Annotated in this window: 8 protein-coding genes; 3 read left to right on the top strand and 5 right to left on the bottom strand. The window is 65.4% G+C overall.

From position 1 onward, the window contains the following. Positions 1 to 130: 130 nt before the first annotated feature. Both Q4543_RS12265 and Q4543_RS12260 read right to left on the bottom strand, forming a co-directional pair. Positions 131 to 1,498, bottom strand: coding sequence for an oligosaccharide flippase family protein (locus Q4543_RS12265; protein WP_303438658.1), 1,368 nt, complete (start codon positions 1,496 to 1,498; stop codon positions 131 to 133). Beyond that, on the bottom strand, positions 1,495 to 2,346 hold the full coding sequence (locus tag Q4543_RS12260; RefSeq protein ID WP_303438656.1) for a glycosyltransferase: 852 nt from the start codon (positions 2,344 to 2,346) through the stop codon (positions 1,495 to 1,497). The genes Q4543_RS12265 and Q4543_RS12260 overlap by 4 nt, the downstream gene beginning before the upstream one ends. Positions 2,347 to 2,509: 163 nt before the next feature. Here Q4543_RS12260 and epsE point away from each other — a divergent pair, with 163 nt between their 5' ends. After that, on the top strand, positions 2,510 to 3,718 hold the full coding sequence (epsE, locus tag Q4543_RS12255) for an exopolysaccharide biosynthesis GT4 family glycosyltransferase EpsE (RefSeq protein WP_303438691.1): 1,209 nt from the start codon (positions 2,510 to 2,512) through the stop codon (positions 3,716 to 3,718). Here the strand turns inward: epsE and Q4543_RS12250 are convergent. Then, positions 3,700 to 4,530 carry a hypothetical protein gene (locus Q4543_RS12250; RefSeq protein WP_303438654.1) on the bottom strand — a complete coding sequence of 277 codons (831 nt, stop codon included), beginning with the start codon at positions 4,528 to 4,530 and terminating at the stop codon, positions 3,700 to 3,702. The genes epsE and Q4543_RS12250 overlap by 19 nt on opposite strands. Before the next feature lie 128 nt (positions 4,531 to 4,658). Further along, a complete protein-coding gene (locus Q4543_RS12245; RefSeq protein WP_303438652.1) occupies positions 4,659 to 5,645 on the bottom strand; it encodes a D-glycerate dehydrogenase in 987 nt (328 codons plus the stop codon). 106 nt (positions 5,646 to 5,751) lie between these two features. On the opposite strand from Q4543_RS12245, the gene Q4543_RS12240 reads away from it, so the two are divergent. After that, positions 5,752 to 6,252, top strand: coding sequence for an SH3 domain-containing protein (locus Q4543_RS12240; protein WP_303438650.1), 501 nt, complete (start codon positions 5,752 to 5,754; stop codon positions 6,250 to 6,252). 211 nt (positions 6,253 to 6,463) lie between these two features. On the opposite strand, the gene Q4543_RS12235 is transcribed toward Q4543_RS12240, so the two are convergent. Next, on the bottom strand, positions 6,464 to 9,424 hold the full coding sequence (locus Q4543_RS12235) for a calcium-binding protein (RefSeq protein ID WP_303438648.1): 2,961 nt from the start codon (positions 9,422 to 9,424) through the stop codon (positions 6,464 to 6,466). Between the two features lie 335 nt (positions 9,425 to 9,759). Here Q4543_RS12235 and Q4543_RS12230 point away from each other — a divergent pair, with 335 nt between their 5' ends. Further along, complete coding sequence (locus Q4543_RS12230; protein ID WP_216002003.1) at positions 9,760 to 11,340, top strand: 2-isopropylmalate synthase; 1,581 nt, start codon at positions 9,760 to 9,762, stop codon at positions 11,338 to 11,340. Positions 11,341 to 11,374 lie beyond the last annotated feature (34 nt).

Raw genomic sequence — 11,374 nt, 5'->3', positions numbered from 1 at the left:
CGAATTGCGGCGCCTTCTAGTTATTCGACCCACCCGCGCCATAATTCACAATGCCATCGGACGGGGACCGTTATGGCACGAAAGCCAATCCGGCGCAGTCATGGAATCGTTTCCATTTGATCGACAGGGTTCAGCCCCCAAGCCCTGCCAGTGCCACGATCACCGACCAGTTGAGCCAGCCCGCCAGCGCGCCAAGCCCCAGCCCCACCCCGGCAAAGATTGCATCATGCAGCGGATCCCACGCACCCATGCGCCGCGCCAGCCAGACCACCACCGGATAGGCCAGCACGTAGGCCGCGCCGATGCCCAGCAGCGCCCCCAGCAGCCCGGCGGTTTCCAGCCCCGTCAACACGCAGCCGATCATCAGCAGTGCCCGCGCAAAGGCCAGCACGAAGAAGGTCTTGCTGTCGCCCGCCGCCAGCGCCGCCTGATCATAGGTCTGCACGATGATCTGCGGCATCTGCATGCACGCGATGATCACGGTGACCGCCCCCGCCGCAAGGTAGCGTTCATCGTACATCGCATCGACCAGCCAGTTGCCAGCGCAGGCCAAAACGCCGACCATGGCCATCAGCAGCGCGGTGACGATCACACGCATCCGGCGCAGGCGCAGGAAATTCTGCTGGCTCTCACGCGGCGGGGTCTCGCGATAGATCGGTATGAGAATGCGGCGCGTCACCATGCCGCCCAGCAGCATCGGAAAGGCCGCAAGGAAATAGCCGATGTTGTAAAGGCCCAGCAGATCCAGCGTCAGCCATTTGCCCATCAGGATCTTGTCGGACTGGCTGAAGAAGAACCCGCAGACCGTCGACAGAAAGATCCACTTGCCGAAATGCACCAGTTCAAGGCGGGCCTCGCGTTCCCAGCGAAAGCGGTTGGGCGCGCCCGGAAGGAAGGCCCAGTTGATCGCAACCTCGACGACGCAGGAGACAAGGCCGCTGATCACCAGCGCCCAGACCGATCCGGTCAGCCATGCCAGCCCAATGGCCACCACCAGCCCCGACACCTGCGTGACCATGTCCAGCAGCGTCACCCGCCCGAGCAGCAGATGCCGGTTCGCCGTATCCATCCGGGTCGGTCGAAACCCCATGATCAGCATCGACAGCGCCGCCACGGGCAGCATGTGCAACAGCTGCGGCTCGTCATAGAATTGCGCCATCGGCCAGGCAAGCACCGCCCCGGCCAGCGCCAGCCCCGCCCCGCGCAACACCTGTATCGACCACGCGGTGTTGAGGAAATCCTCATCATCGCCGCGCTTGCTTTGCAGGATCGCCGTGGTGGTGCCCACATCGGAAAACTGCTGAAGCCCCATCATGAACACTGACACCAGCGCCATCAGGCCAAAGGCTTCGGGAAACAGCAGCCGCGTCAGCACGAGGTTCGACAGCAGCCGCATGCCTTGATTGAAGCCAAAGCCCCCCACCGTCAGCAGCGACGAGCGCACCGCCCGCGCGGCAATGGAACTGCCCTGAAAGCGCTGGCGCATCACCGCGATCATCTCCCGCGGCTCCACTCGCCAGAGGCGGGACGCAGCCGCACGGCCAGCGCCACGCTCGTATAGACGGCAAAACCCAGTGGATCGCGCAGTGCCAGCCGCAGCTTGTCCGCCACCGCAAAGCCCGGCTTGTCATCGTTGCAAAGCAGGTCGGGATACCTCTGTTCGATCTCGGCGACCCCCGCATCCTGACGACGCCGCACCCTGACCAGATTGGCAAACCCTTCGGCAATTGGCCAGTCGTAAGGCGCGCTGACGCCGATGCGTTCGCGCGGAGCAAAACACAGCCGCACAAACGTGTCGTCCGAGATGATCGCAGGCCAGTCGCCCCAACGGGCGCGCCCCTCGGCATTCACCGCGAACACCCCGCAACCGGGCACGCCCTGCGTCATGAACGGCACCCGCGCCCAGAACCGCGCATAGGCGCGCGACACCGCGCCGCGCGCGGTGATCCTGACCCGCCCGCTGGCATAGCGCGGGCCGGGCTCCTTCAGCGCCGCGCCAAGCTGGGCCAGCAGATCGTGGCTCACCGTCACATCGGCATCAAGATAAACCCGCACCGCCCCGCGCGCCGCCGCGTCTCCGGCACCAAGCGCGCCGAGCTTGCCGCCCGTCGCCCGCTCGATCACCTCAAGCGTCCAGCGCCGCGCGGCGAACTCTGGCGCGCAGGCGCGGGCACACGCGGCAGTGTCGTCGCGGCAGCCATTGGCGACCACGATCACCTGCACCGTGCCCTCAAATGTCGACGCGCACAGCGACCGAAGGCAGGCGCCGATCAGCGCCGCCTCGTTGCTGGCCGGAAGGATCACCGAAATCGCCGGGCTTCCGGGATTCACGCTCGGATCGCTCATATGCGTATTAAACCCGCCACACTCGGGCGTTTTCATCGCCCTCTGGATCAAGAGGTGCCATCAAACTGTGGCCAAAGAAAGAATAACCGGGAAAGCTTGGCCAAACATCCGCGATGCCACGCGGAGGAACGGCCTGTAAGCAGGGGGATCGGTGTCGCAGCGATTGCGAATCGGGTATCTCGTGCCCCAATTTCCGGGGCAGACGCATATCTTTTTCTGGCGCGAGCTGCGTGCGCTGGAACAGATGGGCCACAGGGTCCAGCTGTTGTCGACTCGTATGCCCCCGCCGGGGCTGATCGCGCATGACTGGTCGCAAGAGGCCATCGCGCGAACCATCTATCTTGGCCAGATGAAACCGCATCTTGCGGCAAAGGCCGCAGCGGCGCTGCTGCCACAGGGGCTGCTTGGCTGGACCCTGCGCGAGGGTCCGGGGTTCGCGCGAGATGTGGCGATGACCCTCTCCGCCGCGCAGGCGCTTCGGACATTGGCCGACAACCAGCAGCTTGACCACGTTCACGTGCAGTCCTGCGGGCGCGCCGCGCTGATCGCGGCGCTGGCGCACAAGCTCGGCGGCCCCGGCTATTCGCTGACCCTGCACGGGCCACTGTCGGATTACGGGCCGGGGCAGCGGTTCAAATGGTCGGGGGCGAAATTCGCCACCATCATCACCCACAAGCTGCTGAACGAGATGCGCGAAGCGATGCCTCAGGCGCTTCCGGCGCGGCTCTATGTGCGCCCGATGGGGGTCGACACCGAGATCCTGAAGCGCGAGGCCCCCTACCAGCCCCCGGTAAAGGGCCGCCCGGTGCGGCTGTTTTCCTGCGGGCGGCTGAACGTGGTCAAAGGGCATCAGGATCTGATGTCCGCGGTGCGCCAGCTTCTCGATCAGGGGGTCGACGTCCGGCTGGAAATCGCTGGCGAAGACGACGCGGGCGGCGATGGCTTCCGCAAGGAGCTAGAAGCCCATCTGCGCAAGCTGCGGCTACAGGATCACGTCAAGCTGCTGGGCGCGATCGACGCCGGAGCGGTCAAGGCCAAGCTGCTCGAAGCGCATGTCTTTGTGCTGGCCTCGTGGCACGAACCGCTGGGCGTGGCCTATATGGAGGCGATGGCCTGCGGCGTGCCGACCATCGGCACCGACGCGGGCGGCGTGCGCGAGCTGATCGACGACGGGCGCAACGGCAAGCTGGTCGCCCCCAAGGAGCCGACGCAACTGGCCCGCGCCATCAAGGAACTGGCGCAGAACCCCGAAAGCGCCGCGCGTTTTTCGGCCGCGGGCCGCGCCCATGTCGAGGCGCATTTCCGATCCGATCTCGGGGCGCAAACCCTGATCGAAGGCATCCTGTCGGGCGATCAGAACGGCGGGGCGTAGCCCGGTGCGCCCAGCCCCAGAACCTGCATCGGCGGCCCCGATGACGGCACCAGCGCGGTCGGCTCTGTCGCGACGCAATAGCTCAGCCCAAAATCGCTGTTCTCCGCAGGGCTGGCCTGCGGGGTGTCGGCGCCGCGCGCCGGGCCGCTAGGCAGCACCCCGAGATCCAGCAGCGCTTCGGCAAGGTGCAGCCTGCCGTCCGGGTCCATCGCCAGAACCCCCGGCGCTCGCTCGTTCTCGCCGACGATCAGCATATACGGCACATCGCCCAGCTGGCGCACCGTCATCTCGCGCGGGGCGTGCAGGCCCAGCCTCTCGCCAAAATCGACCCGGCTGGTTTCGATCAGCCTGTCATCGTCGAGAATGCGCCATGCGACCAGCATGTCCTTCTCGCGGCTGACGCCCAGCAGGTAGGCCACACCGCCGGTCTGCACGATGTCCAGCGTCAGCATCCGCCCCAGATCTTCGCCGAGATTGGCGATGTTGTGCATCGCGCCGCCGACATCCCAGCGCAGCACGGAGATACCGCCGGCGCTGCGCCCGTTGAAGACCAGATCTTCGTGGCTGGCGAACGCCTGTGTTTCGGCCAGCCGCTGGTTTTCCAGCGAGGACCAGCCAAAGGATTCGCGCTCTTCGTGAAATTCGGCCCATGCCGCTTCGGTCTGCCAGAAAATCGCCGCCTCTTCCGATGTCGCCTCGGCCCAGAACGAGCCGAACGGCGCGTCAGCGGGCGCGTCGCGCTCGGGCGACCAGACGGTTTGATCCGCGACGGTTGCGTCGTTGCGGGACGCGGAAAACAATGAGGACAGCATGACACCGATACTCCAGCCCAAGGGACGTGATGCCCCAAGGATCGGAGTCGCGGTTGGCGCAAGTTGTGCCCAAACCGGGCAAAACCGCGGTGATTGCCCCGGATTTAGCTACAATCCGGGGCGAATGGCTACAGCATGCTTGGCAGCACCTGATCGGGCGGGCGGTGGCCGTCGGCAAAGGTCTTGATATTCAGCAGGACCTTTTCGCCCATCTCCAGCCGCCCTTCGAGCGTGCTCGATCCCATATGCGGGGTCATCGCCACATTCGGCAGGTTCACCAGCTCGGGGTTGCCCCGGATGCCATGCTGATAAACGTCAAGGCCCGCTCCGGCCAGCTCCTTGGCCTTGATCATCCGCGTCAGGGCGCTTTCGTCGATGACCTCGCCGCGCGAGGTGTTGACGATGACCGCCGAGGGTTTCATCAGCTTCAGTCGCCGCGCGTTCAGCAGATGGAAGGTCGATGGCGTGTGCGGGCAGTTCACCGAGATCACATCCATCCGCGCGACCATCTGGTCGATGCTTTCCCAATAGGTGGCTTCCAGCGAGTCTTCGGTTTCCGGGCGCAGGCGGCGACGATTGTGGTAATGGATCTGCATACCAAAGGCGTTGGCGCGTTTCGCCACCGCCTGACCAATGCGGCCCATGCCAAGGATGCCCAGCCGTTTGCCGCCCAGACGGGTGCCCAGAAACGCCGTCGGGGCCCAGCCGTCCCATTCGCCGGCCTGCATGACCCGCAGGCCTTCCTGCATCCGGCGCATCACCGCCAGCATCAACCCCATGACCATGTCGGCGGTGTCGTCGGTCATCACACCGGGGGTGTTGGACACCAGAATGCCGCGACGCCGGGCAGTTTCGACGTCGATGTGATCGACCCCCGCGCCGTAATTGGCGATCAGCTTGAGCCCTTCGCCCGCCTGAGCGATCAGCCCCGCATCGATATTGTCGGTGATGGTCGGCACCAGCACGTCGCAATCGGCCATCGCGGCGGCAAGCTGGGCGCGAGTCATCGGCGCATCGTCTTCGCGCAGGGTGACGTTGAACAGCTCGCTCAGACGTGTCTCGACCGCTTCGGGCAAGCGTCGCGTCACGACAACACTCAGGCGTTTTGTCGGCATGGTCCGGCTCCCCTCCCTATCCATCACGCAGGCTTGCTGGCACACTGCCCCGGTCTGCTGCGGGGCACAAGAACCCCGCCTGCAAAAATCGAGCGGGACGACTGGAATGAGACAATTCGCCATGGTTGCGGGGGCTTTCCTGCTTCTGGTGTCCGGTGCGACAGCCGGGGCCACCGAAGAACGTGGCGCGGTCACCAATCTTCCGCTGCCGCGGTTCGTCTCGCTCAAGGCGTCCGAGGCAAATGCCCGGCGCGGCCCTTCGCTGACCCATCGCATCGACTGGGTGTTCCTGCGCCGAGACATGCCGCTGGAAATCACTGCCGAATACGGTCACTGGCGACAGGTGCGCGATGTCGATGGCGCGGGCGGCTGGATCCATTATTCGCTGCTCTCGGGGGTGCGCACCGCGCTGGTTCAGAAAGACATGCTGGAACTGCACAGCCGCGCCGCCGAAGACACGCCGGTCACCGCCAAGCTGGCGCTTGGCGTTATCGCGGAGCTAGGCGATTGCACCGAAAGCTGGTGTGAGCTGTCGGCGGGTGGCTATGAGGGCTGGGCCCCGAAAACCGCGATCTGGGGCGTCGGGCCGGACGAGATCCGCAACTAGGCGGTCTGCATCAGCAGCGCGGCTTCGGGTCGGCATCGGTGCCATGGCGCGGTCCGCCTATGGCCTTCTGCCTCGGGTCGGCTGGTTCGGTGGCCATGATCCAAAGCCGGGATTGGGTTGCGAAGACACGGTTTTTGCGCGCGCCCTGCACGTGCGGATCCTTCGGCGGAGCCGGTGGCCAGCACCAGAGACTGTCCGCTAAAACTCTGGCTCACAGGCCAGAGGTCGGCACGACGGCTCCCGGCGCGTCGGCAAATCCGAGCCCTTCGATCGACACCAGCACCACCCGCCCCGCAGGCCCTGTCGTGACAAGCCGCGCCCCGTCGCGGGTGAAGTCATATTCCCCCTGCGCACCGGGCAGCAGCACCACGTCCTCACCCGCGCCCCCATGCAGGCTGTCGTCGCCACCGCCAGAGACCAGCGTATCATTGCCGCCGCCGCCGATCAGCACGTCTTCTTCCACCGTGCCCTCCAGCCGCGCGCCGCCCGCCGGGGCTGCCCGGACCACGCCATCGGCAAAGGCCAGCGCATCGCGTTCCTCCCACCCCGACGGGCCGGTGGCGTTGTAGCTCATCAGCATGTCCCAGCGCGGATTTTCATCATCCAGATGCCGCAGCGCCCCCCAGCTGCCCCATTTCGACGGCGGCGCAACGTCGACAAAGGCGTTGAACAGCGTGCCACCCGCCGAGATCCAGCCGCTCAGCAGCCCTTCGTAGAGCTTGGCCATTTCCGGCGCATAGTTGAGGTATTCAAAGAACCCTGTCAGCCGCTCATCCTCGACCCGCCCGGCCTGCGCCGCGACATGGGTGCCGCCCTCGTACATCACCAGCCGCAGCCCGGCGGTGTCGGCCACCGCCGCGTGATAGGGCAGGATCTCTTCGACCAGTTCCTTGAGCGAGCCTTCCTGCAAGGCCAGCGCCACCGGCGCAACGGCGGCCTCGAAACGGTGCGCACTGACGTATTCGCGCAGAGCCACGCGGCGCAGCCCCTCGGCTTCGCCCGCCGTCACCGCCTCGGCTTCGGACCGTTCGAGCCATGCGTCGATGCGCGGCGCCATCTCTTCGCCGCCCATCTCGTAGCCGAAATAGCCCGCCACGGCATAGGCATCGAAATCCTCTTGCGGGGAATGGCCCAGTTGCAGGTAGGCCAGCGGCGCGACAAGGATGTTTTCCTCCAGCCCCGGCCAGCCGGTGTGCGTTGCCACAACCCGTTCGAGCCGTGCCTCGGCCTCCTCGCCGTAGACCTTCGACCACAGCCGCATCATCTGCGCCGCGCGCAGCCCGTAATACTGAACCCAGCCTGTCTCGGAGCGCCCCCACAACGCATCCGCCTGCATTTCCGCCCAGCCCGCTTGCGGAAAAATATGGTTCCAGACCTCGTTGGAATATTCCACATGCGCCTTCAGCCGCGGGTCCAGCCCGGCCTTCACCGTTTCAGCAAAGCGCCGCACATAGTCGTCATTGGCCATATGCGGCATGTTGAACCACGGGTCGGCGCCGATCTGGTTGGCCAGCGCGATCATCGCTTCCAGCGGCACGCCCCACGAGGTCCAAGTGTAATCCGACAGGCGCGGGCGGTCAGACCAGCTCTGCACCACAGAGCCGTTGGTCATCATCCAGTCCATGAACCGCACCAGCCGCAGGTCTTTGATCCGCGCGATCCACAGCGGGTCAAAGATCACCCCCGCCTCGAACAGCAGCAACTGGTCTTCGCGCACCACATGGATGTTGCGGATCGGATCATCCGGATCGGTGGCCGAAATCGAGATCCCCACCGACCCCTCGCCCGGCGTGTAGTGAAACCGCGCTACGCCCTGTTCGTAGCCGACCCGCCGCGCCCGGCCGGTCAGTTCCAGATCGCCCTTGCCATCCCACATCACCACGTAGCTGCCGCGCAGGTAGTCGGCATCCTCGGGCATGTCGGTTAGCAGCAGCGCCTCAAGCCGCTCGACCCCGTCGGGGATGCGCAGCGGCCAGCCGTTGTCATCCAGCGCGCCCATCGCGCGCAGCTCGTCGATGGTCACCCCGCCCCACTGGCCGGGAAGATGCCCCACCCATTCGCGGGCGGATTTCATTAGATCGACAAAGGGCGCCTGCGTCGACCAGTCGGCAAGGCCGTTCAGCCCCATGCCCAGCGCCGGAAGCCCCTCGGGCCGCGCCCCCGGCGCAGGCAACGCCACCTGCCCGCGCTGCGGCAGGGGAATGTCGGCGTCGATTGCGCCCTCCTCGGCGGCCGCGCGCACAGAGGGCGAAGCGGGCGCCAAGCTCGCCTCGGAGAACGGATCGGCGGCGTGCACCGCCTGCCAGACAGACTCGGCCAGCGCCGGATAGGCCGCGATCACCTCGGGCGCGACGCCAGTCGGGATGAAACCTGCCGGGGGCGGAGCCTCGTAAAGCGCGGCATAGGCGATCATCGCGGCAAGGAAATACAGCGTCGGTGTGCCATGCGGATCGGCATCGACATACAGCGCCTCAAGAGGCAGATCCGCCAGCGCCCCGCCCTCGCCCAGCAGCCCTGCCAGAACCGAGGCAATCGGCATCAGCCGCACATCCGCCTCGGGCCGCGCCGCCCGCAGATCTGCAACAAGCCGAAGGTACCAGTCGTGATAATCGGCTGCATTGAAGGCCTGATACCGCAAATGCGCACGATCCGACGGCGGAAAGCGGCCCGTGACCGAGGACATCTCGGCCCAGCCCTCGTAGATCCAGACCGGCGTTCCCGGCGCATGCCCGACCGTCCAGTCCAGTACTTTCAACGTCGCGCCCAAGGGCGACTCGTCGCGAGGATTGTCACCATCATAGGGCGCATCGGGGGCCTGATACTGGATGAAATTCGCCGGCGTGATCAGCACGGCCTCAAGCCCGGCATCACCGAACGCCCCGCGCCCCGGATCCCACGCCCCGCGCACCCCGGCAATGCTCCAGCCCGGCCGCGGCGGCAACGACTCGGCGAAATTGCGCAGGAACCCCCATTGCCCGCTAAGCGTCAGCCGCCGATCATCAACCGCCGCCATCTGCGCCAACCAATAGGGCACGTTGGTATGGTCCTGTTCACCAAGGTAATGCACCAGAGAATTGCCGAAAATATAGACATCGGCCTCGGTGCGCCCCTCGGCCCCCGCACAAACCGGAAGAACTGCCATCACGGCGGCACGGCAGACATTGTTCAGCACGAGATACCCTTTCCACGGCCCACTCGAAGCATAGGAGGCACGACACGTTCCGCTCAACCCCCATGCGAGTGATGCTGCGGCGCGGCGCGACATTCCGCGCAAAGCTGGTCATTTTGCGGGTTTTCATTTGCGGCGCCGCGCGTATAGTCCGCGATATGACGAAGAATGGCCATATCTCTCTGCCCGCCACTGCGCCCCGCGCAGGCATGGCGCTTGGCCTGCGTCTTCTGCTAATTCGCCTCTGAGCGCGCAATTCCCGGCGCGGACGCTCAGAGGAGACCCGTTTCGCGCCGGCGAAACAACTAGCGGACGAAGACACCTCAAGGAATCCAGACATGACTGACCAGGCTCAGGCAGCGGGCAAGGACCGCGTCTATATTTTCGACACCACGCTTCGCGATGGCGAACAGTCGCCCGGCGCGACCATGACCCATGACGAAAAGCTCGAAATCGCCGAGCTGCTCGAAGACATGGGCGTCGACATAATCGAAGCGGGCTTTCCCATCGCCTCCGAAGGCGATTTCGCCGCCGTCTCCGAGATTTCGAAACGCTCGAAAGACTCGGTGATCTGCGGCCTCGCCCGTGCCCAGACCGGCGACATCGACCGCTGCTGGGAGGCGGTGCGCAACGCCCCCCGCCCGCGCATCCACACCTTCATCGGCACATCGCCGCTGCATCGCGCCATTCCGAACCTCACGATGGACGAGATGGCCGACCGCATCCACCAGACGGTCACCCACGCGCGCAACCTGTGCGACAACGTGCAATGGTCGCCGATGGACGCAACCCGCACCGAATGGGATTACCTCTGCCGCGTGGTCGAGATCGCCATCAAGGCGGGCGCCACCACCATCAACATCCCCGATACCGTGGGATACACCGCCCCCAATGAAAGCGCCGAGCTGATCCGCAAGCTGATCGCCACCGTGCCCGGCGCCGATGAGATCATCTTTGCCACCCATTGCCACAACGACCTTGGCCTTGCGACTGCCAACGCGCTCGCCGCGGTCGAGGGCGGCGCACGGCAGATTGAATGCACCATCAACGGGCTGGGCGAGCGGGCTGGCAACACTGCGCTTGAAGAAGTGGTCATGGCGCTGCGCACCCGCGGCGACATCATGCCGTTCTACACCAATGTGGAAACGAAGAAGATCATGCACATCTCGCGCCGCGTCTCGGCGGTCTCGGGCTTTCCGGTGCAGTTCAACAAGGCCATCGTCGGCAAGAACGCCTTTGCGCATGAATCCGGCATCCATCAGGACGGCATGCTCAAGAACAAGGAAACCTTCGAGATCATGCGCCCCGAGGATGTCGGCCTTGCAGGCACCTCACTGCCGCTCGGCAAGCATTCGGGCCGCGCCGCGCTGCGTGCCAAGCTCAAGGATCTTGGCGTCGAGGTAGGCGACAACCAGCTCAAGGACATCTTCGTTCGGTTCAAGGATCTCGCCGACCGCAAGAAAGAGGTCTACGACGATGACATCCTCGCGCTTGTCACCGCCCATCTCGCCGAGGATCAGGGCAACCACCTTGAGATCGTGTCGCTGAAGGTGATCTGCGGCACGGCGGGACAGGCCGAAGCGGTGCTCGAGATGGAAGTCGGCGGGCAAGAGACGAGCGCGGATGAATTCGGCGACGGTCCGGTGGATGCGACCTTCAAGGCGGTGCGCAAGCTCTACCCGAACAAGGCGCGGCTTCAGCTCTACCAAGTGAATGCCGTCACCGAAGGCACCGATGCGCAGGCGACGGTATCCGTGCGTCTCGAAGAGGACGGCAAGATCGCGACCGGCCAGTCCGCCGATACCGACACGGTGGTCGCTTCCGCCCGCGCCTACGTGAACGCGCTGAACCGCCTGCATGTCCGCCGCAGCAAGACCGGCTCGGACGTCAAGGAAATCAGCTACAAAGACCTGCACTGACACCGGAGCGGCGCCTTGATCCGGGCGCCGCGCC

This window comes from Salipiger sp. 1_MG-2023, assembly GCF_030547555.1.
Classification (GTDB): domain Bacteria; phylum Pseudomonadota; class Alphaproteobacteria; order Rhodobacterales; family Rhodobacteraceae; genus Salipiger.
Note: the sequence above shows the minus strand (reverse complement) of the source record. Positions and strands in the feature narration are given on the sequence as shown.